Source organism: Collinsella ihumii (genome assembly GCF_900046475.1).
GTDB lineage: Bacteria > Actinomycetota > Coriobacteriia > Coriobacteriales > Coriobacteriaceae > Collinsella > Collinsella ihumii.
Map to the genome: position 1 here is coordinate 89,035 of NZ_FCOU01000010.1, position 25,922 is coordinate 114,956.

Annotated in this window: 21 protein-coding genes and 1 pseudogene; 4 read left to right on the forward strand and 18 right to left on the reverse strand. The window is 60.4% G+C overall.

The window, feature by feature from the left end; genetic code table 11:
• Positions 1–144 precede the first annotated feature (144 nt).
• The gene (locus BN3789_RS08405) at positions 145–1,551 is read left to right on the forward strand and encodes a chloride channel protein (RefSeq protein ID WP_066832853.1); all 1,407 of its coding nucleotides are present in this window, start codon (positions 145–147) and stop codon (positions 1,549–1,551) included.
• Positions 1,548–2,558, forward strand: a complete 1,011-nt coding sequence (locus tag BN3789_RS08410) for a diacylglycerol/lipid kinase family protein (protein WP_066832856.1) — start codon at positions 1,548–1,550, stop codon at positions 2,556–2,558. The genes BN3789_RS08405 and BN3789_RS08410 overlap by 4 nt, the downstream gene beginning before the upstream one ends.
• A 490-nt stretch (positions 2,559–3,048) precedes the next feature.
• Here BN3789_RS08410 and BN3789_RS08415 read toward each other — a convergent pair whose 3' ends face one another.
• From BN3789_RS08415 to BN3789_RS08440, 5 genes and pseudogenes are all read right to left on the reverse strand, one after another.
• On the reverse strand, positions 3,049–4,164 hold the full coding sequence (locus BN3789_RS08415; protein ID WP_066832859.1) for an IS110 family RNA-guided transposase: 1,116 nt from the start codon (positions 4,162–4,164) through the stop codon (positions 3,049–3,051).
• A 360-nt stretch (positions 4,165–4,524) separates the two neighbouring features.
• Positions 4,525–7,209, reverse strand: coding sequence for an Ig-like domain-containing protein (locus BN3789_RS12420; protein WP_229254283.1), 2,685 nt, complete (start codon positions 7,207–7,209; stop codon positions 4,525–4,527).
• A 297-nt stretch (positions 7,210–7,506) separates the two neighbouring features.
• Positions 7,507–8,052 (reverse strand): annotated as a pseudogene (locus BN3789_RS13515) (CAP domain-containing protein); the annotation flags it as partial.
• A gap of 297 nt (positions 8,053–8,349) precedes the next feature.
• The gene (locus tag BN3789_RS08435) at positions 8,350–9,627 is read right to left on the reverse strand and encodes an AAA family ATPase (RefSeq protein ID WP_066832873.1); all 1,278 of its coding nucleotides are present in this window, start codon (positions 9,625–9,627) and stop codon (positions 8,350–8,352) included.
• A gap of 321 nt (positions 9,628–9,948) precedes the next feature.
• Positions 9,949–10,248 carry an ATP-binding protein gene (locus BN3789_RS08440; protein WP_324608432.1) on the reverse strand — a complete coding sequence of 100 codons (300 nt, stop codon included), beginning with the start codon at positions 10,246–10,248 and terminating at the stop codon, positions 9,949–9,951.
• Between the two features lie 48 nt (positions 10,249–10,296).
• Here BN3789_RS08440 and BN3789_RS08445 point away from each other — a divergent pair, with 48 nt between their 5' ends.
• On the forward strand, positions 10,297–10,584 hold the full coding sequence (locus BN3789_RS08445; protein ID WP_066832877.1) for a transposase: 288 nt from the start codon (positions 10,297–10,299) through the stop codon (positions 10,582–10,584).
• A 32-nt stretch (positions 10,585–10,616) separates the two neighbouring features.
• The gene (locus tag BN3789_RS08450; protein WP_229254297.1) at positions 10,617–11,495 is read left to right on the forward strand and encodes an IS3 family transposase; all 879 of its coding nucleotides are present in this window, start codon (positions 10,617–10,619) and stop codon (positions 11,493–11,495) included.
• Between the two features lie 415 nt (positions 11,496–11,910).
• Here the strand turns inward: BN3789_RS08450 and istB are convergent, their stop codons facing one another.
• The 13 genes from istB to BN3789_RS08510 all read right to left on the reverse strand — a co-directional run bounded on the left by istB (position 11,911) and on the right by BN3789_RS08510 (position 25,920).
• On the reverse strand, positions 11,911–12,693 hold the full coding sequence (gene istB / locus BN3789_RS08455; protein ID WP_066832890.1) for an IS21-like element helper ATPase IstB: 783 nt from the start codon (positions 12,691–12,693) through the stop codon (positions 11,911–11,913).
• Positions 12,690–13,940, reverse strand: a complete 1,251-nt coding sequence (istA, locus tag BN3789_RS08460) for an IS21 family transposase (RefSeq protein WP_066832893.1) — start codon at positions 13,938–13,940, stop codon at positions 12,690–12,692. The genes istB and istA overlap by 4 nt, the downstream gene beginning before the upstream one ends.
• Positions 13,941–14,072: 132 nt before the next feature.
• Positions 14,073–14,642: a Mu transposase domain-containing protein gene (locus BN3789_RS08465; RefSeq protein ID WP_147569633.1), complete on the reverse strand. Its 570-nt coding sequence runs from the start codon at positions 14,640–14,642 to the stop codon at positions 14,073–14,075.
• A complete protein-coding gene (locus tag BN3789_RS08470; protein ID WP_066832897.1) occupies positions 14,639–15,193 on the reverse strand; it encodes a transposase in 555 nt (184 codons plus the stop codon). Before BN3789_RS08470 ends, BN3789_RS08465 begins: the two co-directional genes overlap by 4 nt.
• Before the next feature lie 395 nt (positions 15,194–15,588).
• On the reverse strand, positions 15,589–16,260 hold the full coding sequence (locus tag BN3789_RS08475) for an HAD family hydrolase (RefSeq protein ID WP_066832899.1): 672 nt from the start codon (positions 16,258–16,260) through the stop codon (positions 15,589–15,591).
• Between the two features lies 1 nt (position 16,261).
• Positions 16,262–17,854 (reverse strand): aldolase catalytic domain-containing protein, encoded by a 1,593-nt coding sequence (locus BN3789_RS08480; RefSeq protein ID WP_066832902.1) that lies wholly within the window; start codon positions 17,852–17,854, stop codon positions 16,262–16,264.
• Positions 17,855–17,908: 54 nt separating this feature from the next.
• Positions 17,909–18,673, reverse strand: a complete 765-nt coding sequence (locus BN3789_RS08485; RefSeq protein WP_202615107.1) for a 3-deoxy-manno-octulosonate cytidylyltransferase — start codon at positions 18,671–18,673, stop codon at positions 17,909–17,911.
• A 936-nt stretch (positions 18,674–19,609) separates the two neighbouring features.
• On the reverse strand, positions 19,610–20,305 hold the full coding sequence (locus BN3789_RS12425; RefSeq protein ID WP_161938994.1) for a 6-hydroxymethylpterin diphosphokinase MptE-like protein: 696 nt from the start codon (positions 20,303–20,305) through the stop codon (positions 19,610–19,612).
• Between the two features lie 94 nt (positions 20,306–20,399).
• On the reverse strand, positions 20,400–21,884 hold the full coding sequence (locus tag BN3789_RS08495) for a lipopolysaccharide biosynthesis protein (RefSeq protein ID WP_147569635.1): 1,485 nt from the start codon (positions 21,882–21,884) through the stop codon (positions 20,400–20,402).
• A gap of 64 nt (positions 21,885–21,948) precedes the next feature.
• Positions 21,949–23,130: a hypothetical protein gene (locus BN3789_RS12760; protein WP_147569637.1), complete on the reverse strand. Its 1,182-nt coding sequence runs from the start codon at positions 23,128–23,130 to the stop codon at positions 21,949–21,951.
• On the reverse strand, positions 23,123–24,232 hold the full coding sequence (locus BN3789_RS08500) for a glycosyltransferase family 4 protein (RefSeq protein WP_079989211.1): 1,110 nt from the start codon (positions 24,230–24,232) through the stop codon (positions 23,123–23,125). The genes BN3789_RS12760 and BN3789_RS08500 overlap by 8 nt, the downstream gene beginning before the upstream one ends.
• Complete coding sequence (locus tag BN3789_RS08505) at positions 24,233–24,742, reverse strand: acyltransferase (protein ID WP_066832912.1); 510 nt, start codon at positions 24,740–24,742, stop codon at positions 24,233–24,235.
• Positions 24,739–25,920, reverse strand: a complete 1,182-nt coding sequence (locus tag BN3789_RS08510; protein ID WP_079989212.1) for a glycosyltransferase — start codon at positions 25,918–25,920, stop codon at positions 24,739–24,741. Before BN3789_RS08510 ends, BN3789_RS08505 begins: the two co-directional genes overlap by 4 nt.
• Positions 25,921–25,922 lie beyond the last annotated feature (2 nt).

A 25,922-nucleotide genomic window follows, 5' to 3' on the forward strand; every position in this document is an offset into this window, starting at 1 on the left:
TATAATCAGGAGCCCGCATATGTGCTGAGTTTCTTTCGGGCACATTACATTCCGCTTCCCGCATGCGCCGCCCGTCCCCCGACGCCGCCGGTGCGTATAATGCATCCGTACCCTTATCCACCCCTCAAGAGCAAGGACGCGCCCATGTCGGGACGACCTGAAGATATACAGCGAAAACTGAGACGCCACGGCACCGGCTTCGTCAACACGCTGGGGCTCGAGCTGGCGCATACCGAGCGCATGCTCGCAAGCGATGCCGTGCGCGACCTGGGCAACATGCGCGCAAGCCTGCGCACCGTCTGCCTGACCGTCCTCGTCTCGGCCCTGATGGGGGCTGCCGCCTGGGCGTTTCTGGCAGCGCTCGACCTCGTGACCGGCGCGCGCGAGAACCATCTGTGGATGTTCGCCCTGCTGCCGGTCGTGAACCTCGCGACCGCCTGGGTCTACCGCAACCACGGCCTGCGCGCCGCGCGGGGCAACAACCTCGTCATCGACAGCTCCATCACCGGCACCCCCATCCACGCGCGCATGGCAGCGCTCACGTTCGTGTGCTCGGTGGCGACGCACGCGGCGGGAGGATCGGCCGGACGCGAGGGCACCGCCGTGCAGATCGGCGGCACCATCGCGAGCAACGTGGCGACGCTGTTCCACCTCGACGGGCGCGAGCGCCAGGACCTCATGCTCGCCGGCATCTCGGCGGCGTTCGGAGGCGTGTTCGGCACGCCGCTGGCCGGGGCGTTCTTCGGCATGGAGATGTGCACCATCGGCAAGCTCAACTACAGCGCGGGCCTGTACTGCCTGATCGCCTCGTTTGCGGGCGACCTCACCGCGCGCACGCTCGGGACGACCCATGCGTTCAACACGATCGCCTCCGTCCCCGCCATGGAGCCCGCCACCGTCGCGCTCGTGGTGGCGGCCGCCGTCGCCTTCGGCCTCATGGCGCGACTGTTCTCGCTTTCCATCCGCACCGTCAAGCGCATCTACGCCTCGCGCATCAAAAACTATCTGGTCGCCGCCCTGGCGGGGTCGCTCGTGCTGCTGGGCGTCTATGCGGCATGCGGTCTGTACCGCTACGGAGGCCTGTCGGAATGGCTCGTCACGGCGGGCTTCGAGGGCTCGACGGGCCCGGCCGACGTAATCGCCAAGCTGGCGTGCACGGCGCTCACGCTCGGCGCCGGCTACCAAGGCGGCGAGGTGACGCCGCTGTTCGGCATCGGCGCCGCGCTCGGAGGCTGGATCGGCCAGATCTCGGGCGTGGAGCCGAGCTTCATGGCGGCGCTCGGCATGGTCAGCGTGTTCGGGGCCGCGCTGAACGTGCCCATCACCACCATCATGCTTTCGGTCGACATGTTCGGGGGGCAGGCGGCGGCCTACTTCGTCATCGTGGCGTTCATCAGCTATCTTGTCGCCGGGCACCGCGGCGTGTACCCCGCTCAGCGCATCGTCACGCCCAAGCGCCGCTCGCTCGAAGTCGATCAGGGCGACACGGTCGAAGCGGCGCTGGAGCGCCATCGCGAGGACGCGGCAACGAGTGAGGATGTAAAAGCATGAGCGACGAGACGAACCTGGGAAGAACCCTCATCATCTGCAACCCCGCCGCGCAGTCGGGCGCCGCGGCCGAAGTCGGAGAGCAGCTCAAGCGGTTTCTCGAGATGTATCTGCACGACGGGAGCGCGTTCAACCTCGTGTGCACCGAGCGGCCGCACCACGCCACGCAGCTGGCATCGCGCGCGATGGGCTACGACACCGTGCTCGCGGTGGGAGGCGACGGCATCGTGCACGAGACGGCAAACGGCCTCATGCGCATCGAGGCTCAGGCGCGCCCCGCACTCGGCGTGATTCCCGTCGGGTCGGGCAACGACTACGCGCGCACGCTCGGCATGCGGGAGATCTCGCGCGACCGCGATCTGGCGGCGATCCTGTCGTGCAAGGCCAAGCCACTCGACGTGGGGCGCATCGAATACACGCCTGCGGATACAGACGAGGTCACGCAGGGACCCGTCGGCCGAACCAGAGGCGCACGCACCGAGTATTTCGTGCAGACGCTCTCGTTCGGCATGGACGCGGCGATCGCGCTCGGCACGTACAGACTGCGCGCATCGACCGGACTTACCGGAACGCCGCTCTATCTCGCAAGCGGGTTCTCTGCCGCGGGGAGGCGCTACCGCGACTACCCGGTCATGGCATCGATCGACGGGGCGCCGGCCGAGCGCATGCGCACCATAGCCTTCGCCGTGCAGATAGGCCCGACGTACGGCTCCGGCTTTCGCATCTGCCCGGATGCCGACCCCGCCGACGGCATGCTCGACATCTGCTATTTCGCGGGACCCATGCCGCGCGCCCACGCGCTTGCGCTGCTGTTCGCGGCAAAAGGCGGGCACCATCGGTCGGACAAGGCGGTCCACACGCGCCGCATCCGCTCCGCGACGTTCACCTTTGAGGACGGGGGCTATCCCATCCAGGCCGACGGAGAGCTCATCCGCGCCACACGCGTATCGGTGGGCATCCTGCCCGGCGTGCTGCGCGTGCTCGTGCCGACCGACGGGCGGAAGAGGTAGCCGAGGGCCGCTCACAGCAGGTGAATAACCTCTGCTGTATTGTGGTAAACTACAGATGCATCAGCAAAGCCCGTCTTTTGTTAACTTGGTCGCGGGCGGCGCGGTGTTTTGTTCGAAGGAGCCTGATTGCAGTCGGGCTCCTTTCGCGTAATATGAGAAAGCCATTGTCAAGAGGCATGATGCGGCAGGTCCGGAAATTCCATTCCGGACCTGCGCTTATTCCAGCCGGGAGGGCCCGCGCGGATGCTCGTTAGTCGTCGCTCGCCTGGCAAGCTAATATCCGCGGGCTCTTGGCGCGGCATGCGGGTTCGGTATGTCGCCGCGCACCACCGCATTTCGATTCTCCGTCCGGGGCCGTCGGTCGAAAAACCCTTGGAGTCTTTCTTCTCGGGCGCGGCCGTCCGGCTGCCCATCGGAAAAGTCGTGAGCCGGCCCCGGCGATGCGTCGAAGCGCGGGCCCTCCCGGCGGGAAGGCGTGTGGTCCCGGGCGCTACCCGAGCGTCCCCTCGGCGCTCCTGCCGATCTCCCAGACCCAGCAGGCGAGCTCACGGGCGACCGCGACGTTGGCGACGCACGGCCGCTTGCCGGCCGCGCGCAGCGCCTCGTGGCGGGCGCGCAGCCTCCTCGTGGCGTCGGCCGCCCTGCCCCTGATGCGCGGGGGAACGTCGTAGCCGGCGGGGGCGGCCTTGGGCTTCGGCGAGCACGAGGCGTAGTGCCATGCCGCCTCGACGAGCGCCCGCCTGGAGGCCGAGTTGCCGGTCTTGGTGATGCCGCCGGTCGCCTCCTTCTCGCCGCTCGAGTGCTCGGACGGCGTGAGGCCGAGCCAGGACGCGTAGGCGCCCGCCGTGGCGAACCGGGAGAAGCACCCGGCCTCGGTCGCGAGGCAGAACGCCGTGACGGCGTCGACGCCCTTGATGCACGACAGCGCGCCGACGACGCCGGCCCACCGCTCGGAGCGGGCCTCGGCGAGCACCAGCTTCTCGAGGGCGCGCTTGTCGGACTCGGCGCAGCGCACGCAGGTGGCGTAGTGGTCGAAGGCGGACGCCGCGGCGAGCTCGTCGTGCCTGAGCCACTCCTCGGCCCAGCGCCTGAACTCGCGCGTCCAGGCTCCCCGCCTGCGGCCGAGCGCGTCGGTCTCGTCGAAGACGTGGCCGCGCCGCAGCAGGAACTTGGAGAGCCGCTGCCGTGCGCGCTGCAGGTCCTCGCGCGCGTCGTCGAGCGCCCGCGACAGGTCTCGGGCGGCCTCGGCCTCGGCGGGCGGCACCCACACCTCGACGACGTTGCGCGTGGCGAGCAGGCGGGCCAGGAACGCCGCGTCGCGCCTGTCGTTCTTGCGCCTCTTCTCCGCGGCGGGCTTCTGCATCCTCGACACCGCGCCGACGGCGCAGTCGACGCCCAGCGCCCTGAGCTGGCGGCAGAGGGCGAAGCCGGTCGGCCCGCTCTCGTACACCGCCTTCGGCTCCTCGAACCCCTTGATCCAGGCGGCGATCTCGCCGGCGTCGGTCCCGAAGGACCTCTGCACCACCTCGCCGGTGAACGGGTCGAAGGCGCATGCCGACACGGAGCGCGCGTGTACGTCGAGCCCGATGGAGGTAACATGGGTCATGGGGAGCCTCCTCCCATGCGTGCGGTACGGCGGCACCGCAGGGTGACAGATACAACACCATTGTTCCCGCCCAGCCCGCGACCCGGCATGCCGCGGGGAGGCTTTCCCCTCAATGGCTTTCTCATATCGTCTTTATGGGTTGTTTGGGGACGGGTTCGTTTCAACCCATCCGGCGGCCCCTACGAACCGGGACGGGGCGAGCTATACGAGAAGTCAGACTATGCATGCGCCCATCGGAACGCGAAATCGCCCGCTGCAGCCGCTCGCGTTTCGTCCGTCGGCGAAGCGCACCGAAACCTCCTTACGAGAAGGGGCCCGCTATCGGGCCCCTTCGTTGGCGTATCGCTATGAAATGTTGCGTTACCCGCCGATCACGTCGCGATGGAACGTGGCGGACATCGTCGCCATCGAGGCGCGCCACGCCGTGTCGTGTGGGCGCAGCTGCGGGCCGGACGACGTGTCGACACCGCTCATCAGGCCCTGGTCGACCGCCCAGGCGATTGCCGGCTTGGCGTAGGCGTCAACCGTGCTCCAACCGGAGATCTGCGAGGCGGCGCCCATGTCGGACGAGGTGTCGAGCTTGGCCACCTTGTTCGCGTAGTTGTACAGGAAGGTCGCGAGCTCCTGGCGGCTGACGTTGCCGTTGGGGTTGAAGAGGTTGCTGCCCGCATAGCCGTTCGCCACGCCTGCACCACGCGCCCAGCGGACCGCGTCGTAGTAATACGCGGTCGTGTCGCGGTTATCGGAGAAGTTCTCGACCGAACCGGGGGCGGGCTGGCCGGCCATGTTCCACAGGACGCAGATGACCTGCGCGCGCGTGATGGTGTCGTACGGGCCGAACAGCGTCGTGCCCGAATAACCGCTCATGAAGCGGTGGTCGATGGTGTAGTCGAACAGGTCGCATATCACATACCAGTCATCCGACACGACATCGGTGAACCCGCGGTACGGGCTGTAGCCGGCCCAGCCGGCATACAGGGTCAGATCCGTTGTGACGGGCGTCGAGAAATCGTAGGCCGTCCGGAGCGAGGCGTCGGCGAACCAGCCGGTGAAGCGGTAGTACGTACGCGTCGGATCCGCCGGGCGCACAGCCTTCTCACCCTCGTTGACCAGCTGACTCTTGACGGCCGTACCGCCGTTCGTCACGAACGTGACGACGAACTGGTCGCCGACCTTCACCGTGCACGTCGCTGTCTTGTTGCCGTCCACGGTCGTGACCGTGATGGTCGCGGTTCCGGGTGCCACCGCCCGCACCTTGCCGTTAGCGTCGACCGTCGCGACCTTGGTGTCGGAGCTCGTCCAGGTGACCTTCTTGTTGAGCGCGTTTTCGGGAAGGACCGTCGCCTTCAACACGGTGCTCTCGTCCACCTTGAGGGCAAGCTCGGTCTTGTTGAGCGTGACGCCGCTCACCGCACCGGCGACGCTGACGGCACATGTCGCCGTCTTGTTGCCGTCCTCAGTGGTCACGGTGATGGTCGCTGACCCCGGAGCCACCGCCGTCACCTTGCCGTTGGCGTCGACCGTCGCGACCTTGGTGTCGGACGAGCGCCAGGTGACCTTCTTGTTCTCGGCATCAGCCGGAGTTACCGTCGCCTTGAGCGTGTAGCTTTCGCCCTTGTCGAGCGAAAGCGAGGTCTTGTCGAGCGTGACCCCGCTCACCGCACCGGCCACGCTGACCGTGCACGTCGCGGTCTTGCCGCCGTCATCGGTGGTCGCCGTGATGGTCGCGGAACCGGAGGCGATTGCCGTCACCCTTCCGTTGGCATCCACCGTCGCGACCTTGTTGTCGGAGCTCTTCCAGGTGACCTTCTTGTTCTCGGCATCAGCCGGGACAACCGTCGCCTTGAGCGTATAGCTCTCGCCCTTTCCCAGCGACAGGGTAGTCTTATCAAGAGACACACCCGTAACCGCCGGCCCCTTGACCGTGACGGTACAGCTCGCCGTCTTGCCGCCGTCGTCAGTCGTCGCTGTAATGGTCACCTTTCCAGAGGCGACCGCCGTGACGTTACCGTTGGAATCGACTCTCGCGATGCTGCTGTCGGTGCTCTTCCAGGTGACTTCCTTATTCTCGGCATCAGTCGGAGCGACCGTCGCCTTGAGCGTATAGCTCTCGCCCTTGCCAAGAACAAGCGACGTCCTGTCAAGGGATACGCCCGTGACAGCAGATCCCTTGACCGTGATGACGCAGGTCGCCGTCTTGCCGCCGTCCCTTGTGGTTGCGGTGATCGTCGCCTTACCGGCAGAGACCGCTATCACCTTGCCGCTAGAGTCGACCCTTGCAATAGCGGAGTTGTTACTCGTCCAGCCGACTTCCCTGTTCTCCGCGTCTGTCGGGTAGACAGTCGCCTTGAGGGTACGAATATCGCCCTTGTTAAGCGTCAGGGCAGTCCTGTCGAGGGATACGCCCGTAACCGCCGGCCCCTTGACCGTGACGGTACAGCTCGCCGTCTTGCCGCCGTCGGCGGTCGTGACTGTAATCGTCGCCTTGCCGACCGAGACCGCCGTGACCCTACCGGTGGAATCGACCCTCGCGACACTGCTGTCGGAGCTCTTCCAGGTAACGCCCTTGTTTTCCGCATTCGAGGGACTAATCGTGTACGTCAGCTTGTACGTAGAATTCTTACCGAGCGTGAGGGTTGAAGGAGAAAGCGAAATCCTTTCAACCTTGACATCGGACTTGACGGCCACCGTGCATTTCGCGGTATAGCTCCCATCATCGGTCCTTACGGTGATCACCGCGGTGCCGGCGCCGACGGCGCGCACGTTACCGGAGCTATCCACCGTGGCGACCCCAGTATTGGAGCTCGACCAGCTCACACCCTTATCGGTAGCGTTACTCGGAGACACCGTCGCGGTCAGCACAGCCGTGTCGCCCGTATCCAGCGAAAGCGACGTCCTGTTTAGCCGCACGCCCGTAACCGACACCACATTGGACTTGACGATAAACTCCTTCGACCAGGAACGGCCGCCGGGACTCGTAGCGGTAATGGTCGAGGTGGCCCCCACCTGCGCCCCGGAGCTGACGCTGACGATGCCGTTATCCACGGTGAAGGCAGCAGGATTGGAGGATTTCCACGTATAACCGTGAGCCTCGGTAGACGTATAAATGTAGGAGAATTCCGGATTTCGAATACCTACGACCAGCTCATAGGTTTCACCCGGCTCAAGGGGCTCTGGATCTTCCTGTCTCATGTTCAAATTGAAACCCGAACCATCATAAGGGACGAGACTGTGGCTGTAGTCCACTTTCGTGATGGCAGTAAACACACCAGCATCGGCATAGGTCTCTGATCTATGGGCGGTACCGAACAGCTCTACCCAGCAGGAAACACTTCCGATTCTGAAGCAGCCCACACCGATGATCGCATAGCTTGGATCCAAAATGTTCGCACGATGCCCGTCGCTATTCATCCACGCATCGGTCACATTCTCTGCAGCATCAGAGGACCCAAATCCTCCAATAGCGATGTTCTCTCCGTAAGCTCCATTGGTAATAGTGGACCAACTTGAACCATTTGGCCTTGTGTGCGAATTGTAGAGCGCAATCTCGGCGGCGCGCTGCATGGCAGCTGACTGCAGATCGGCATCCATCACGAGCGCAGATGCGCCATTGTTCACACGGTGCTGATTTATCAGATACTTTTGATAATTCGCTTCCTTATAGTCGAAAGTACCCTTGATATAGCAGCAGTCATCGCTTGCGGCAGACGACCACTGCAGGGAGATTCCGGTATCCTCCAGAACCGCCGGCTCCCCTATCTGGACCTCAACGCCCGCAGCATCCTCCCCCGCGACGATTCCCTGCGGCTCGTCTGCGAAACCCGCGACGGGCAGTGCCGCCAACAGAGCCGCCGCAAAACCGACTGCCAGGAATTTGAGCTTTCGCATCTCGCTCACTCCTTCCCGTACCTACGCGCGCCGCGGATCGACACCGCTGCAAACGGGACCGACCCCCGAGCATCCTTCATCTTCATCTTTACCACAGGAAAAAGGTATGTTGTTGCGCAACATCGGGCTGGACGGCCTTGGATGCCAGAAGAATATCGGGCGCATCAACCATTTCCGACCCAAATGCGACCGCGAAATAACCCGTCACCGGTCAAGCGAGCTACCCGTCCGACCGGCAGCACGTCCGTGCTCCTCCTCTGCAACGCGGCAAACCCCATCGCAGCGCACTTGGAGCCCTCAGCTTTGGAGAGCCCCTCCCAGCATGCCGCGCATATAGAGGTCGTAAACCTCCCCCTTCACGTCGTAGCGCACATCGCTGAAGTCCGAAAGGGCGTACAAGGTCGATGCGAGCGTATCCGGGTCCTTGGCCACAAAGTAGATCTGCTCCTTCAAGAGCGTTCGGGGGGTAAGGATCAAGACGTTGTGAGTCGTGAAGACCAGCTGCCCCCTATGCTCCATCCCATTGATGAACGCCAGCGCGCGCTCGGCGAGAAGCGGGTCGATGGAGCCATCGACCTCGTCGGCGAATACCGTTTTGTCGCCGTAAACAACCAGGTAGACAATGACGGCCCATTGCGCAAAATCGATGATACCCGCAGAATCGTCGCCGAGCCTCCGCTCATATGTCTTACCTGATGGCAATGTTCGAACGAGGACACTGTCGCCAAACGGGTTATCGCGATCGATCTTCACGTCGGTGATGCTCGCATCCGCCAAACGAAGGATCTCGAAATAGCGCTTGTCATGCAGGATGCTGTCAAGACTATCGTCGGAGACGCCCTCGAAAACAAATGCTCCTTCACCGCGCGAGGCAATCACCAGATCGGATGTGAACCATGAAACGATGTCTTTGCAGCTTCTCTCCCCGAGCATCGAAAGCGTTATGACCATCAGCCGCGCGGAATCGAGTTCAGGCTCCAAAAAGGATGCCAGCAGGTCCCCGGAAACGCCGACGAGGTTGCCGACTTCTGCACGGTACGAATAGCGGTCTGAATCCCGGTCCCCGCCTTCACACCCTTCGGACGTCGCCCGGTCGACGCGCTCAACAATAGATCGCTCGCATCGCAGTAGCCGAAAAACCGGATGATAGGAATGCGGGGACTTTTCCGACCGCTCAAGCTGCTCCAGCACAATGCCAGCCTCATCAACATGGAGCGTGTAGCGCAGAAAGTAGTCTTTGATGGCGATCTCGATCTCAAAAGGCTGCAAGGTCGTTGAAGAACCGTCGCTGGCATCCCATGCGCCCTCGCAGAAGATCAGGTTCCTAGAGCTACGAGGCACGACATCATTCCGGACGAATAGAGAGCGCAAGAACTTGAAAGCCTTGATGAAGTTGGATTTGCCACCCGCATTCTCTCCTGCCAACACCGCGTATTTCAGCAGGAGCTCACCGGATTCAAGTTGAACGAAGTTGCCGGGATAACGTCTTCTAACACGGTTTTTTGGAGCAGCAAGGTCAAATATCGCGTCATCGCGAAATGAAGTGAAGTTGTTAAATGTGCTGCTATACAACATAGACATCACCCGCTTGGCCCGCTTTCTGTTTCTAGTCTAAACCAGATTTCTGGTCTAAACCAGAAATCTGGTTTAGACTAGAAACAGAAAGCGGGCAGGGCAGGCAAGCGTCGCCTTCCTCAACCACTTCCTCTCTCGAGGTACGGACCGAACTCGCCGAATATGTCGGCAATCCGCGTCGACGGATTCATGGAGGAGGGCTTGACTGAGTATTTGCCCCGCTAAGCACCACAGATTATCGCGATTCAGCACCGGCAGCATTGCGAATCGGCGCCGGCCGCGGCATGGGTCGGCACCGCGGCCGGCGCCCGCACAAGATCTCTAGCCCGAGTCTCCGCCCAGCTTCCTCCTCATGTTCATCTCGCCCATGCCGACCCATGCGGCGCCGTGGACGATGCGGTCCATGATGGCGTCGGCGTGGACGCCGCCGCCGAGCCTGGCGTGCCAGTCCTTCTGGCGGAACTGGGTGCAGAAGACCGTGGGGGCCGTGCCGTAACGCGCCTCCATGAGCTCGAGCAGGAAGCCGCGGAACAGCTCGTCCGGCCTGTCGAGCAGCCACTCGTCGAGCGCGAGCGCCTGGAAGGCCGCGTACTTGAATCTGCCCCATTCCCGTTGACACACGGAGTTCCGTTTCGGCATGATGCCGTAAACGGGGAAAGGGGGCATAGGATGGGACATCCGTCGCCCAATTATTCGGCCGAGTTCAAGCAGCAGGCGGTGAGGCTGTACAGGGAGCGAGGCGGCACCTACGCGGAGACCGCCCGCGAGCTCGGCGTCGACCCGGGGAGCCTGTCGGACTGGGTCAAGAAGGCCGACACCGCCCAGGCGTCGCCCGAGGACGACCCCTTCAAGGTGGCCGAGGAGAACCGGCGCCTGCGCAGGGAGGTCGAGCGGCTCAGGCGCGAGAACGAGGTGCTTTTAAAAGCGAGCGCCTTCTTCGCCAGCAGGCAGCTGTAGGCGCCCAGGCGGAGAGGGCGAAGTTCGCTTTCATATCGCTCAACGGAGGAGCCTGGAGCGTGTCCGAGATGTGCCGCGCGCTCCATGTCACCCGCCAGGGCTGCTGCGCGTGGAGGAAGAGGCGGCCGAGCGCGCACGACGAGAGGGACGCCGAGCTCGCCGGGAAGATCTCGGAGATATACGCCGCCAGCCGCGGCATCTACGGGGCGCCGAAGGTCCTCGCCGAGCTCAAGAAGGCCGGCGAGCCCGCGTCGCGCAAGCGCGTGGCGCGCATCATGCGCGAGAACGGCTGGGTCGGGACGGCGCGCGGCTGCGCCAAGCGGCCGAAGGGCGAGGCGAAGGCGGCCGCGCCGCAGGCCGACTCCGCCCCCGACCTGGTGCGCCGCGAGTTCTCGGCCGACGGCCCGAACAGGGCCCGGTTCGCGGACATCACCTACGTCCGCACGCACCGGGGCTGGCTCTACCTGGCCGTGGTGATGGACATATGGTCCAGGATGATCGTCGGCTGGTCGATGTCGGACCGGATGACGGCCGGGCTCGCCGACGGCGCCCTCGGGATGGCGATAGCCCGCCGGCACCCGAAGGAGGGTTGCATCCACCACTCGGATCACGGCTCGCAGCACGTCTCGCTGCTGCTGGGCAAGACGATGCGCGAGGCCGGCATCGAGCCCTCGATGGGGTCGATATCCTCGCCGTGGGACAACGCCGCGATGGAGTCGCTCATGGGCCTCATCAAGGCGGAGCGCGTGCACGCGAGGACCTTCGAGACGCGCGAGCAGGCGGCGCTCGAGATCTTCGAGTACATAGAGTGCTTCTACAACAGGGTCGGGATCCACTCGGCTCTGGGCAATCTCAGCCCCGCGGAGTTCGAGGCGAGGAATATGGAGGGCGCCGTCAAGATGGCGGCGTAAGGGTGTAAACGGAATCGGGGTAGATTCAGATTCACCATCGCGCACGCCCCCTCCAGCCTCGGCCTCGTGTAGCGGTGCCCGGGCCTGAGCACGGCGAGGGCCGCGTCGAAGCCCCGCTCCTCGCAGTCGACGCGCCGGAAGATGCGGTCCACCACCTCCCTGCAGGACGGCCCGGCGCGGTCGGCCCGGCGCCGGATGCGGCCCGCGTCCCAGTCGGAGTGCGACCTCCCCTCGGGAAGGTCGCCGGCATGAGTCGAGTAGCGGTTCCTCGCGAACGACGGGAAGAGCGGGCGCGTCGCCAGCCGCTCGCCGGCGAGGAAGACCCCCGCGGTGTTAGTGTCAATCTATCTTTCGCCGATTTCACCAACGAACCTCACCCGTTCGCGCCAACGCACATGCGCCGATCCCGCCAGCGTCACGCGCCGCTTCCGGCGTCCCGGTCCGGCGCCAGGTCCTTGGTGCGGTAGGACCTCCCGGTGATCTTCAGCACCGTGCAGTGGTGGCAGAGGCGGTCCGCGATGGCGCTCGCCACCACGGGGTCGCCGAACACCTTCGCCCACGCGCCTATCCCGACGTTCGTCGTCACAATGGTCGACCTCCTCTCGTACCTCCTGGAGACCAGCTGGAACAGCAGGTCCGCCCCCTCCTTGTCCACGTCCAGGTAGCCCACCTCGTCCACGATCAGCAGGGAGAGGTGGGCGTAGAAGCGCATCCTGCGCTCGAGCGCGCCCTTCTCCGCCGCGCGCTTGAGGTCGCCGACGAGGCGCTGGCAGTCGACGAAGTAGGTGAGCTTGCGCGCCCTCACCGCCTCGACGCCGATGGCCACGGCCATGTGGGTCTTGCCGACGCCCGGGCTGCCGACGAGCACGACGTTCTCTCGGCGCTCCAGGAACCCGAGCGACGCGAGCTCCTCGACCACCGGGCGGCTGAGCGAGGGCTGGAACGAGAAGTCGAAGTCGGCGAGCGTCTTCACGTAGGGGAAGTTCGCCTTCTCGACCCTGCGGTCCAGGTCGCGGGCCCTCACCGCCGCGACCTGGGCGTCCGTCATCTCCATCAGGGCCTGCGCGAAGGTCTTGGAGCCCGAGGCGACCAGGGCGGAGTACTCGGCGGCCGAGGCCGCCATCGCGTCGAGACCGAGCTCCTCGAGGTTGTTGCGCGCCCGCTCCGGCGCGCTGGCCTCGACCAGCGGGGCGCTCATGCGGCACCGCCCCCTCCGAGCGCGTCGAGCAGCTCGAGGTTGCGGCGCGCGGCCTCCTCGATGTCGCCGTCGGCGCGCCACCGCTTGCCCTCGAGCGCCTCGGTGTAGTGGGCGGGGTCGTAGACGATCGGGCCGCCCGGGGCGCGCGTGTCGTGCACGGCGGCGAGGTCGCCGCCGTCGTAGACCCTGAGGACCCCGTCGGCCGACAGCACGAGCCTGGCGCGGCGCCCGATCATTCGCCTGGGCACCGAGAACTCGCGGCCGGCGCAGCGGACGAGCATCGTGGCCGGCACCTCCTGGTAGGAGACGTCGCCGAGCATCGACTCGAGCAGCCGGCGGTTGCCCAGCGGCCCGAGCGCGTCCTTCTCCCGCATGAACAGCAGCTCCGGGGGCACGCCGGTGGTGCCGTTGGGCTCCTCGTTGCTGCGGCGCTCGATGCGCGCTATCGCCTCGTCGAGGCCCTCCCAGCCGTCGAAGTCCCCCTCGTAGGCGAGGAGCCTCGAGAGGAAGCGGTTCGCGCTCTCCACCTTGCCCTTGGTCTGGGGCGTCCTCGGCGCGCAGAGCACGATGCGGAAGCCGGCCTCGCGGGAGAAGCGCTCGACGCGCGGGTCGCGCGCCCGCCTGCCGTCCCCGCCGACCGCGGCGATCGCGGACATGTTGTCGGTGAGCCACTCGGCGGGGACGCCCCCGAGCCTCACCGCGACGTCGTACATGCAGGCCAGCAGGTCGTCCCGGGTCCTGGTCGGCGACCTGCGGTACAGGTGGCGCCTCGAGTACCCGAGCGTCGCGGAGAACACGTTGAAGCGGTACTCGGCGCCCGAGCGGCCGCGCATCACGACGTCCTCCTTCCAGTCGAACTGGAGCTGCTCGCCGGGCCCGGTCTCGAAGCGGGGGTGCGCCTCGGGGGAGCCGGCGCCCACGGCGATGCCGCGCGTGCGCAGGTAGTGGGTGAAGGCGTTGTAGCCCGGGACGGGCGGCTCGTCGCCGGCGTGCCGGTCGAGCAGGAACTCGTGCAGCCCCCTCTTCGTCATCCCCGGCAGGGCGGCCTTCCCCTCGATCTCGGCGCGGTAGCGGTCGAACCCGCTGCCCCGGCCCTCCCGGCCGTCGAGCGGCTGCGGGCCGCCCCCGTTCCAGTACCTCGCGACGGTATGGCGGTCGACGCCGTACCTCCTCGCGATGTCGGTGAAGTTCGGCTTGGCGCCGCTCTCCTTCATCATGTTCATCTCCCCGATCAGGTTTCTCTCCATATCGCCCTCCCGTGTCTCTGCACGGTCGAGCGTACGCCCGTTGGCGGAAACGGTGAAAATACGTTGGCGCGATCGGCGGGGATGCGTTGGCGGACTCGGCGCGACCCGTTGGTCTAAACGGTGAAACCCAGATTAGCAATAACACGCGGTGGCGTCGGTGACCCTCAGGTCCACCGTCCTGCCCACGGCGAGGCGGCTCACCGAGTAGCAGTTGCGCTTGTAGGCGACGTGGCAGTCGCGCTGCACCTTGCGGCCGTAGACCCACTCGCAGACCTCGTAGGGCGCCGCCGGCAGCGGCCTCAGCAGCGGCCCCTCCTGCTCCCCGGAGACCTCCCGGCGCGTGCCCTCGCGCTTGGAGAAGGGCCTCGAGTTGTGCTCCTCGAGCTTCTCCGCCACAGCCCTCTTGAGCTGGTTGAAGTCGGTGAAGACCTCGTCCCTGAGCGCCGCGATGGCCTCCAGGGCGGCCTGCCGCACCTCGTTCTCGGCGCTCGGCTTGTCGCGCGGCGTCGCGACGCGCGCGGGCATCACCGCCGAGCCGTAGCGGGCGGCCATCTCCCGGTAGGCGCCGTTGAGCACGACCTCGCCCTCGCGCGGGTGGGCCCTCACGCCGGTCCTGAGGTTGTCGGGCACTATGCAGGGCGTCGAGCCGCCCATGTAGGCGAACGCGTGCACGTGGCAGCGCAGCCATGTATCCTCTCTCATGCCCGGCGTAGGCTCGACGCAGGGCAGCGGCTGAAGGGCAGGCGGGCCACGAACGGGTAGACCTTCGACACCTCGCCCATGGCGGGGCCGACGAGCGCCATCGTCGGCCCCGCCCAGTCGACCTCAAGAATCCTGCCGGCCCTGTGCCCGACGCGGCTCACGACCTGCTTCCTCACCGTGAACTCCCGGTAGCGCTTGCAGAACCGGTCGCAGGGCATGAAGGGCCCGCCCTTCGACATCTGCTCGTCGCGGTACTCGGCGTGCAGCCGCTTCAGCGTGACGCCCACGCGGGCGAGCTCGCGGTGGACATGCTCCCAGTCGGGGTCCGCGTAGACCGGCCCGTCGTGCACCCTCTCCGGGAACGGCAGCGCGTAGGCCTCGGAGTCCGACATCGGCTCGACGTCATCCCGGGAGACCCCCTTCTCGTCGGCGGCGTGGAACGTGTCCATCACGCTCGTCTTGGAGACCGACTGCGTCCTTGCGATCGCATTCCCCGACAGCCCCGAGGCCCTGAGCCTCAATATGCCCCTCACGGGTATCCTTCTCGCCATGCTCGATACCTCCTTGTCTCGCGTTGCGACATGGCGCCGCGAGCGTAGCGCGGTCGCCCGGGGCCGGCGCCGCAGCCCCCGCGGGCGGTATCGATGCGGAATATCGGCGGTATCGAGCGGGAATATCGGCGGGGGCGCCGGGCGGTATCGATTCGCGCTACACCAGGTACCGAGAAAGACGATTACTCAAATTAATCCCCGCTCCATATGTGTCAAGGCCAAATCCTATGCCCAATTCGACGCTTGCTCAACAATATTCGGAAAAGAATGGCCCGATATCAATTATCCCAGCTATCTGGCAGTATCCCGCCAGCATTGCGATGGGTAGCAGAACCTTAATAATCATAGAGAACGCCACGAGGGGCAGCAGATCGACCAGTATAAACTCAAGAAGGCTACTCGCAAATTGCGCATCTATTTATCCGTTCAATGCGCTCAAGCAACTCACCGGAGCAATTCGCCAATCCAACAGAGTATGAGGGCATTTCGTATTTCTGATACCCAAATCCATATCCAACAGCTAGGAAATCGATACTGTTTGCCATTGCCGCATTGCAATCTGTTTCTGTATCACCTACAAGCAGGGTAGTGGATAGCTCGGCTCCAATTTGCTGAAGACATCTCGCCACAATTTGGGGTTTTGACTCGAACGTGCCCGGTTCAGAACCGCATACTGCGGAGAACAGCTCGTCCAACCCAAACATTCTCAGAATATCTTTAGTACAATCGGTCCTCTTATTCGTTGCGATAGCAAGATTGACACCATTGGAAACAAGCTTATCCAGCATGTCAGAAGTGCCTGGATAAAGCACAGTCTCAGCAAGCCTCTCTGGTTGAGCGTACTCCTCCCGGAACAGCTCAGCACCCTCCCGTGCGGCATCCTCACCCAGACCGTAAAGCCTTGCGAACGATTCCTTGATCGGTGGTCCTATCAGCCCCTCCCTGCGCTCGGACGGAAGGACAGGGAGCCCCATCCTTCTCGCGGCAGCGTCGAAGGCGTTGTTGATTCCGACAGACGTGTCGGCGAGGGTCCCATCGAAGTCGAACACAATGAAGCGATAGCGCACGTCAATCATCCTCCCCGACCGTCACGTAGCGCGGAGTGGTGAGGAACCTAATATCAGCTTCTCGCACGAGTTCCCCCAGCACACGGCTCATCCCGCGGTTGATTTCCTCGTACTGTTTTCTGTCGACGACCTTAGAGACCCGGTCGCCCGAGTAGTTCTCCTCGGGCAGGGGGGAGTACCCATCCATACCCGCCAACAGGATCTCATCGACGCCAAGGGAGATCAGCAGGCGCACGAGCATGAGCGCGGCGTTGTCACGCACCGGCTCCTCTCCGTTCAGGAGAGAGGAGTAGTCGACGACCGCATACGCCCCGGGAGCGTCGATGTTCGACGTGACGACGAGCTTGCTCCCCCGCAGGTCGCCCGGCAGGCGCTCGCAGCGCCTCATATTGCTCGCAAAGACAACATCCACCGTTGCGTGCGGATAGAAAAAGTTCACGGAGAAGGCAGCGGTATCGGCCTGCGCAACAGTGTCGGCGATGAGATCCGACTCCTCGTCCGAACTCTTGCCCGGACAGATCACGAGCGCCCGCTTTCCCTTGAGGAGCTCACGAATACCCTCGACGCCTCCTGACTCCCCACCGCGGGCGGACATGTACTCATCGTAGAGGTCCTCGATGTAGGCCTTGTCGAACCTCAGCCGATGCTCCTCGTCCATCATGTCGAAGATGTCGTTCACGCTCCCGATGGTAAGCGTATCCTTGTCGGCAAGCCACCCAGCGTAGTTCGGGTGGGCGCTGTGCGACGCGGAGAGGAAGTTGGGCAGGGAGTAGCCCCACGGCCGCCTGTAGTAGAACTGGCCGACCACATCATCAATCACCTTGAGCAGCGGCCTCAAATCATAGGCGCCGCCGTACCCATCGTTGAGATAGTCCACGAAGAGCTCTGTGCACAGGTTACCGGCGCCCCTGCCCATCCCGTAGATCGAGGAGTCGATAATCAGGTCGCGGACCGGCCGCATATCGACGAGCGTCTGGGCGTTCGAGTAGGCAAGCTGCATGTTGTTATGGGAGTGGAAGCCTATCGGTATGCCCTCCGCGAGGTTGTGGTCCGTCAGGTAGAAGAGCCTGAGCATGTCCCTGCGTTTCATGACGCCGAAGCTGTCAACAATGTAGAAGGCGTAGGGCCCGATCTCGTTGACGCGCCGGATGAGGTCGAGGAACTCCTCGTCGGTATAGGAGAGGGACACCATCGCCTGGATGAACACGAGGTAGCCCTTCTCCTTAATCTCGCGGCACATCTCGAGCGCCTCGAAGCGGTCGCGCTTCGAGAACGCGACGCGGATGCCCCCGATTGACGACCCGTCGCACTCGGGCAGCGCATCCGCATCGAGCTCCCCGTAGTTCGCCATGGCGACGAAGAGGCGGGAGCCCCTGTCGGCCGGGATGATCGACCCGACCCCCTCCACGGTGTTGAACCTGGTCGACCCCTCGTGGTGCCGCACCCTATCCGTCAGGAAGCCGCACTCGATGATGTCGACGCCCGCCTCGACGAGGCTCCGGGCGATCGCGCGGGAGCCGGCGACGCCGAACTCCCAGCCGTTGCAGTAGCCGCCGTCGCGCAGCGTGCAGTCGAGTATCCTCACATTGCCCATACCAGACCCTGCATTCCTCTCTATTCCGTTCTCAAAGCTCCGAAAAACGCGCCGCTACCGGGAGAGACGGCCCTCCATGATGGACCTGACCTTCGCGAGGTCCTTCGGGGTGTCGACTGCGACGGTGTCGGAGTCGACCTCGACGTACTGGACCTTGAAACCGTTCTCGATCAACCTGAGGATCTCGATGTCCTCGATTTCCTCGATCTTGGCCTTCCCGAACCTTCTCCCGTAGTCCCGGAAAAACCTGAGCGCCTCTGGCTTGTACCCGTACACGCAGACCTGCTTGTAGTACGGGTACCCGATGGCGCCCTTCGGGTACGGGGCCGTGGCGCGCGTGAGGTAGACCCCCACGAGCTCCCTGTTTGTGATCACCTTCGGAATCGTGAAGTTCACGACGTCCACCGGGTCGGTGATCCTGGTCATCAGGTTCGTGACCTCGATGCCGTCGTCCTCGAAGAACGGCCGGATCGCAGCGTCGATCGTGGACGGCTCGAGCAGGGGCTCGTCGCCCTGTATGTTCACGTACAGGTCCGCCTGAATCGCCTCCGCGACCTCCGCGACCCTGTCGGTCCCCGTCAGGTTCCCCTCAGACGTCATCACGCACTTCACACCGAGCTCCTCGCACGCCTCCGAGATCCTGCTGTCATCGGTCGCGACGAGGACCTCGTCGAGCGTCTCCGCAGCCAGGCAGCGCTGGTACACCCACCAGATCATCGGCTTGCCGCAGATGTCGACCAGCGGCTTGCCCGGGAACCTGCTGGATTTGTATCTTGCTGGAATGACCGCTAAAACCTTCACATCGCTCGTGTAGCTCATGCCGCTACACCACCTTTCTGAACTCGACTATCCCCGTTGCGAAAGACGCAACTCCATCCTTCTCAAAACCCAGAGGCTGCACATCCCCGCAGCCCAATGCCTCAACGCGATGTGCCTAGAACACCCGCCCCCTTCCCCATGCCGTCAAACGTTGCGGTATCAATCGTTAATCTAGGCTTCCCTGTCAATCGAACAGGAGTAAGTCCTAGGGGCAGTTAATGCCAAGCGCCTCAATCTGGTCGAGCTCCAACACAGCGCGAGGCGGTCTCATATGCACCCGCTCTTCCCCGGTAACGCCACAGATAGATAGCATGGAGCTCCTTCATCTCAACAAAAGCGAATTATGAGTCTTGAGCCCCTGTGGTAAATTCGGGGTTATAGTTGGACGGGCTCAGAGGGACCCCGCCCAGGAGGACTCGCACCACCCGTGCATCGGAAGAGCACTATTGGCAAGCCCATCCACAATTATCTCCAGCGTAAGCATAATACGTCGCTGCAATCTACTTAGCTCGACCTAATCAACAAGCAGATGAGCAAAGATTCTGAAGGAGAACCCTAAGCAGAATGCCGCCAGACAAACATCGAAGGTCTCTCCGATACGTGCCCGCTTCTCATCTTAATCGGCGCGACAGACTCTACTGCCATCCGTTTCCTCCTCCTTCCAATTCGCCGATAGCCTTATCTCCATCTTGCAGGCTTCTCGGCCCGCCGTTTACCAACCCCAAAAAAGCGTCTTTTACATCAAGGCATCCAATATGCTCCAGTCCATTTATCGAGAAAGCGTCCCTTCCGCCACGGAAGAGCCTGACGCTTTTCCACGGCGGGATGTCAAACAATTCTTTCCGAAAAACTCCACACATCGCCTTTTACAATTAGAATTCCTAAAGATGAATTACCGAGACGACCATAAGAAGTAACTTCCGCGTAGGACAGGACTCACCCTACGACATCATCGAAATCAACGCGCTCAAATGTTTCAAGGCAGCCGCCTCTTGTTGCGTTATAAATCCTGAACCCGAGCTGATGGGAAATTCGCTCAGCATAGTCATAGGCGATATCCATCTCCCAGGACGCACCCGCCATGTTCTTCCCGCAGCTACCATCTGCGCCGAAATAGCTCCGAACGCCATCATTCTCAGTTATTATTCCATCCCTGCCTACAGTTTTTGCATATTTATGATCGACCCCGAGCAAATACATATTACGGAAACCCATATGATAAGCAATCTGCATCAGCGTATAGGTAACCGTTGCTATGGTGTAAACACCTCGACGAAGATCGGTAGAAAACTTAGGATCCTCCAGATACTTTCTGGAATCATGCGCGTGTAAATAGCAAATGTCTCCCGTTAACCTCCGATACGCCTTGAGGTAACCTTGCTCTCTCACGAACTTCATCTCGCACCCAAACGAGTTGATACCATCAACTACGCCTTCGCGACGAGCGACGCCCTCATCGAATACGGCATAGTAGGTGGGTCGCCATGAAGTCTCTGGAAATATGTTGTAAATCCTATTCGAAGCAAAACTTGGTATACCCGATATACGGTCGAGATCGGCTCCGTTCAAACTAGGACCGTTGCCTATGATGAAGCATCTCTCGCCGAAATATCTGTTCTTGCTTCTCTCCAAGTATGATTCAGTACGGGAGAGGCATCCATTTACCACGAGACACGCATGACTACAGAATCTTAGCCCTCTATCTAATGGCGCGAAAACAACCGATTTATTCAATCTTCCCACCAGCCTTTTCAATTGACATTGCAGTCAAAACCGTTTTCCTTTTATGCACAAGAGTGATCGCTACAATTGTGATCAAAACATAGCGAACAGCATCATTTAGATAGAGCAGCTCAGCAGCGAGGGAGACAATAACCACTCCGAAGGAAATCACAAATGCCGCCCTTCCATCAACAGGCATCCGCTTTAGTCCCTTTGCAGCGCAGACTCTTTTTGCAAACAGAAAATGCATTACGGCAAGCAGGGCGTAAGATGCAAGCGAGACGAACCCTGCGGCGACAAATCCATAATCTGGGATGAAAACTGCGTTAAGAACTATATTTAAAACAGATGCCACAAGCGAAGCAACCATGATTGAAAAACTCTTCTCATAGTAAAGCTCAATATTAGAAAAAAGCGTATAGAGGAATATGAAATATATCCCGGCTGCGGCTGGAGGCATCACCCAAACTCCCTCAAGGTATTCCGAAGAACCGAGAAGCATAACTAGCTCCGGACCAAATAGAACGGGAGTAAGACAGGTTGCCGCAACAACAACGAGAATCGCAGAGGTCTTCCTTCTAATCAGTCCATAATCCCCCTCCTCCATTCGCTGATAAAACCAGGGAATCAAAGAGGAATTGATGCTGCCAACTAGCAAGTTCATTGTAGCTGCAGCGCTATATGGAACACTGTAAAATGCGGCAGATGCTGCCCCACATATGTTTCCGACCATAATCCGTCCCGCAGCAGAAAGCAGCGACATAGAAAGATAATGCGGGATGAGGGGCAGATCGAGCTTCAGCATATAGCGCCATTTTTCCAAAGAGAAGAACGTCTTCCCTAGCTTCACCAGACGTAAATGCAATACCAGCCCAAAGGCGATATTTACAACCGCAATGGACATCACTCTCGCTAAAGCTTTCTCCCTAGAAAGGCCTACGAGAACTAGACCAAACAAGGATGATGCGAGGGCCTGCGTCAACGTCACAAAAACTACAGCCTGATATCGAAAATGATACCGTTCCCTAACCGCCCAAATCGAGAAAGCCATATTGAAGTAGTATTGAGAGAACATGGCCAGCATATACGGCGTCGAAAGCCCGGTAAAACTATTCACCTGTTCCCGGAACACGCAATAAGCAATGAGCAAGACGGTAGTTGCGGTGTTCGACAGTCCAAGAACAGAGCTAGAAAGAGCATGCTCGTTGTCCTTGTATCGCAAGAAACCATTGTTGAGAACTTGATTCGCTAGATTGAGAGTCGCAAAAACACTGACAATACTATCCCAGCCTAAATATAAAGTATATATTCCATATTGCTCAGAAGTCATCAGTCTTGTAAAAAGTGGAGTCGTTAAAAAAGCAATTCCTTTTTGGATAAACGAGCAAAACATGAACCATATAGAAGCCTTCACTTGGACACTTAAGTTCTTATATCTCGCAAAAAGGGATCTTATGGCAACAAGCAACACAGCCTCGGCCTCTTCCAATTGGTTATATCTATATACCAACGGTTCTACAACGGTACTTCTGAATGACTACAGCTCTGCAGGCTCAAATCTTTAGGACAAGGCCTTCACTCATCAGCAACAGCGGAATACAGACAAACACATTAAGAGCATGCCATTCACAAAAACCGAATGCGAATACAGAAATGAACGCTCCTGAATAAGCAGCGATGTCTATTATATCTAATTGCTTTTGATCCATATGCTTATATAATTTGGAAATTAATATTACGATAAAAAGAAATCCAGCTAGTCCAATATTAAATAGTAATGATGCATACATGCCATCAACGGTACTAATTTCATTGTAAGTGCCTCTAATGAGAACAGAGCCTTGAAATGCATGCTGGCCAAACACCGTCAAACCCCGGTAGCTGTACTGTGCCCACCAGAGAAGTGGGCGGCCGGTTAATAAATAATTTATTTCCTGAGAATACAACGGACTTGTAAACCAGTATGAACTCAACCAATATGTAAACAGCATTAATATGATAGGTATCGCGATAACAGTATAACCTATTATGGATGCTTTTATTATTAAATGTCGCTTTATTATGGTATGAACAACAAGATACGATATAGGAAAAACAAGCAGTGCAACCATGGATGTTCTCGAGCCTGCTATAAAAAAGATAATTAAACTACATATAATAAAATAGATGACTTTACTCAATGCTGATAAATCTTTTCGTACGCATTGACACACAGCAAATGCAAAAGTGAAAGCAGCGCAACCATTAGGATGAGAGAAAAAAAGCGCATTCCTAGATTCCCTGAATCCTCCGATATTATAATACATATTCCCTGTTTTATAACCAATAATAGTGAAGATAATATAGATTATAATCATTGATCCTAGAATTATAGTCATCGCACGTGCCCAAAATCGGAATACTTTTTGTGTATTCATTCCAGATGCAGCAGAGACAGTCAACAGAGTGGTGACCAGCACTGTCTCTCCTGACAGGAAATAAGCAGATAACGATAGGGCTATACCTGACAGCACCAAAGAAGGACATTTGTAATATGGAAGCAGCATCGCAACTCGAAAACCTAGAAACAATATTCCGAATAAAAGAAGACAATTAAAAACAATATCTTCCTTCGGCAGTAATGTTGTCATTTGCCATATAAACTTTATTTGTAATAGCCAAAAGCCTATCCAGAAAAGTATTTCGCTTTTTTTAGGGACAACTAGATCTCTCCGCTTTGATGACATGTCATCCATTGCTAAGAATCTCCCAATATCGTTGTGCAACGTAATCCCAAGTATTGGCTTGAGCCACCCGCCGAGCGGCACAAGACTGCTGTTCGTACGCGATGTCATCCGACGCAAGCGCAGCCATACGTTCTGCGGCGGTATCAAGGGCGGCGGGATTGTTAATATCCACAATAATGGCACTACCAGAATCGAAAAGCTCAGCGGCTCCACAGAACGTGGAGATGACGGGTACACAGCCAACTGCCGCACCCTCGAGAACGGAGACGTTGAAGGTGTCGAAACGGCTCAAACCCACATAGAAGTGCGCCTGGGCGTAGAGTTCCCGCAGACGTGCCTTGTCCTCAATCTCGCCTTCATAAACAAGCTCGACGCCGGCGTCAGTCGCCAGTTGCTCGCAGAGTGCACGGTTGGATCCCGTCTCGACGGAGTCCCGCCCGCAGACAATGAGCTTCGCGCTACGCCCAAGCTTGGAGAGATGGCCCAGCACTTCCAGTGCAAGGTCAACTGCCTTGCACTGCTCGAATCCTCCCGTCGTGATACACGTAACGGGTTCAAGCAGTGCAAGGCGAGCGGCTTTGCGCTGCGGCTGCTCCATCCCTCGAGGTATATCCACCCCGTTGTGCACTACACAAACGCGATTCCTCTCACCGTACATGGCGAAGAGTTCTCTACGCTCAAAGTCCGACACGCAGATGACGTTCTGGAAGTTCTTAAAGATGTAGGGCTCGAGCCTCGTGTCCCTCCGTTCGACGGGGCGGTAGGCGCTCTCGACGTTGACCACTCCATGCATCACACAGAAATAGCGGTTAGAGCGGTTGATGCATGAGACGAGGTGCATGAGCAAGGGCACGCGGTAGCCGTTCGCATGGATGCAGATCGACCAGCCGCGCAAACGCAGTGCGATACTCGCTAGCAGGCGGAGCATGCCCGCTCCGCCGCCAACTTCGACCATACGGCAATCCGGACGGTCAGCGAGCCACGCATTCACCGCACGAGCCACACCGAGGGGGCCACGCGTGCCGTCAGCGCGAGATATGAGCATGATGCGGCGCTTAGTAGAGACTATGCACGATATCCTCTTTGTACTCATGTTTCTTGAAGCATTCATCTACGCCGCCCACGACCCTCGATGGGTTGCAGCAGACGATGGAGCCGTCTGCATGGGTTCTTTTGACGACGATGCCCCCACGACGCAATTGTCGCCGATGGTCGCGTCCGACAGGACGAGCGTACGGGCACCGATAAACCAGTTCCTGCCCACCGCGACGGGGGAGATGAGCTTGCCATGGCTTTTATCGCGCTCGTAGAGAGATTTGTCGATGCTTAATTCGTAAACAAGGAGGACGGTATCGAAGGAGATCGTCGTACCATCCCCGATGGTTATGAGGTTATAGCCAGCCGCGTCGAAAACGCATGCGGGACTTATCCACGGGTCGCCATAGGAGGCGGAACTGGGAGAGATGTTCACGCCGAGCCACCGCAAATAGCGCGGATAGAACTTCTTATAACTCCTGTTGCTCAACTTGTTCAGCGCAATGAGTGCAGCCTTGGCGGGGAACTTAAGATAGTGCTTCGCTCCCTGGCGCTGAAACTGGGGAGCGGTTGTTTGAGGGCTCATCTGCTCATCTCCTCTGCAGCGAGTAGAAATTCTTCATAGTTCTGGACGACCTTCGACGAGGGAAGCGCTATGGTCTCCGGGCAGCCGCCGGTGCTATAGGTGATGACAGGGGTCCCGCAGGCCTCCGCCTCGAGGTTCACGGTCGGATAGTTGTCCTCGCGAGTAGGGTTGAAGAAGACATCGGCAGTGGCGTATATGGAGGCGAGCTGCTGTGCGGACGATGTACGCTCGAGGGCGACGACGCTTGTCGGTAGCGATTTGGCCTGTTTTCTGGTCAGACCGACAAGGACGATGGCGAAGCGCTCCGTGTCAAGCTCAGAGGCAAGGCGCACGAAGTCACCCAGCCCCTTGCGCTCGGTCCAAGGAGAGGCCACGCCGAGAATCATGAAGCGGTCCCCTATTCCATAGCGCTCTCGGAAGTCGCTCGGGGTCGGCCTGAAGACCGACTTGTCGATCGTGTTATAGCAGACCTCGACGGGATAACCCTTCAGGAAGCTCTGCTTGACCAGCCCCTCGAGCCAGTGCGAGGGGGTGATCAGCGTCATCCTCTCGGGAGGGACGCTCATGAAGATGCGCCTTTTGTCCTCGAAGTTCCTCGAGCAGGAGCGCCTGGAGATCGTTCTGGGATAGGTATCTAGCTGCGGACAGCATCCCGAGTACGCGCAATGAGACTGCCATTGCGCACACTTCACATATGTGAAGTACGCGCAATGGCCCGTAAACGCCCAGCAATCGTGCAGAGTCCAGCGGACCTGGCAGCGATGGGACGAAAGCCACCCGAAGAGCATCTCTATGTTCACGTAGTAGCCGTGTATGTTGTGCAGGTGCACCACGTCGGGATCGATCTTGTTCAGCTTCCTCAGCAACTTCGCAGTATCGCGCCTCGAGTGGAAGCCCATTCGGTCGTCAAGACGGACCATGGCTCCGTGGGAGAGGTAACCGAGTTTGGTGGCGCAGCACCGCTCACGGTCGCTTATCGACTCGTGGCGCCTGCCCCAGAAGATGTAGGAATCCACCCCACGTTCGGAGAGCTGCCCGTGGAGCCTCCTCATAATCGCCCCGGTCGACCCGTTGTAGAAGCTGTTGAGCTGCACGTAGCGCAGCGGGCGGCCGAGCCCCTGCGCTAGCCCCAACGCCTCGTCCACGAGCGCGTCGGTGGTCGGGGTACCGTCGGTCATGC

What these genes read in the sequence shown, in the direction of transcription:
- BN3789_RS08405 (WP_066832853.1), top strand. Translation starts at nt 145, where the DNA reads ATGTCGGGACGACCTGAAGATATACAGCGAAAACTGAGACGCCACGGC.
- BN3789_RS08410 (WP_066832856.1), top strand. Translation starts at nt 1,548, where the DNA reads ATGAGCGACGAGACGAACCTGGGAAGAACCCTCATCATCTGCAACCCC.
- BN3789_RS08415 (WP_066832859.1), bottom strand. Translation starts at nt 4,164, where the DNA reads ATGACCCATGTTACCTCCATCGGGCTCGACGTACACGCGCGCTCCGTG.
- BN3789_RS08435 (WP_066832873.1), bottom strand. Translation starts at nt 9,627, where the DNA reads ATGTTGTATAGCAGCACATTTAACAACTTCACTTCATTTCGCGATGAC.
- BN3789_RS08445 (WP_066832877.1), top strand. Translation starts at nt 10,297, where the DNA reads ATGGGACATCCGTCGCCCAATTATTCGGCCGAGTTCAAGCAGCAGGCG.
- istB (WP_066832890.1), bottom strand. Translation starts at nt 12,693, where the DNA reads ATGAGCGCCCCGCTGGTCGAGGCCAGCGCGCCGGAGCGGGCGCGCAAC.
- istA (WP_066832893.1), bottom strand. Translation starts at nt 13,940, where the DNA reads ATGGAGAGAAACCTGATCGGGGAGATGAACATGATGAAGGAGAGCGGC.
- BN3789_RS08465 (WP_147569633.1), bottom strand. Translation starts at nt 14,642, where the DNA reads ATGAGAGAGGATACATGGCTGCGCTGCCACGTGCACGCGTTCGCCTAC.
- BN3789_RS08470 (WP_066832897.1), bottom strand. Translation starts at nt 15,193, where the DNA reads ATGGCGAGAAGGATACCCGTGAGGGGCATATTGAGGCTCAGGGCCTCG.
- BN3789_RS08480 (WP_066832902.1), bottom strand. Translation starts at nt 17,854, where the DNA reads ATGGGCAATGTGAGGATACTCGACTGCACGCTGCGCGACGGCGGCTAC.
- BN3789_RS08485 (WP_202615107.1), bottom strand. Translation starts at nt 18,673, where the DNA reads ATGAGCTACACGAGCGATGTGAAGGTTTTAGCGGTCATTCCAGCAAGA.
- BN3789_RS12760 (WP_147569637.1), bottom strand. Translation starts at nt 23,130, where the DNA reads ATGGATGACATGTCATCAAAGCGGAGAGATCTAGTTGTCCCTAAAAAA.
- BN3789_RS08500 (WP_079989211.1), bottom strand. Translation starts at nt 24,232, where the DNA reads ATGAATGCTTCAAGAAACATGAGTACAAAGAGGATATCGTGCATAGTC.
- BN3789_RS08505 (WP_066832912.1), bottom strand. Translation starts at nt 24,742, where the DNA reads ATGAGCCCTCAAACAACCGCTCCCCAGTTTCAGCGCCAGGGAGCGAAG.
- BN3789_RS08510 (WP_079989212.1), bottom strand. Translation starts at nt 25,920, where the DNA reads ATGACCGACGGTACCCCGACCACCGACGCGCTCGTGGACGAGGCGTTG.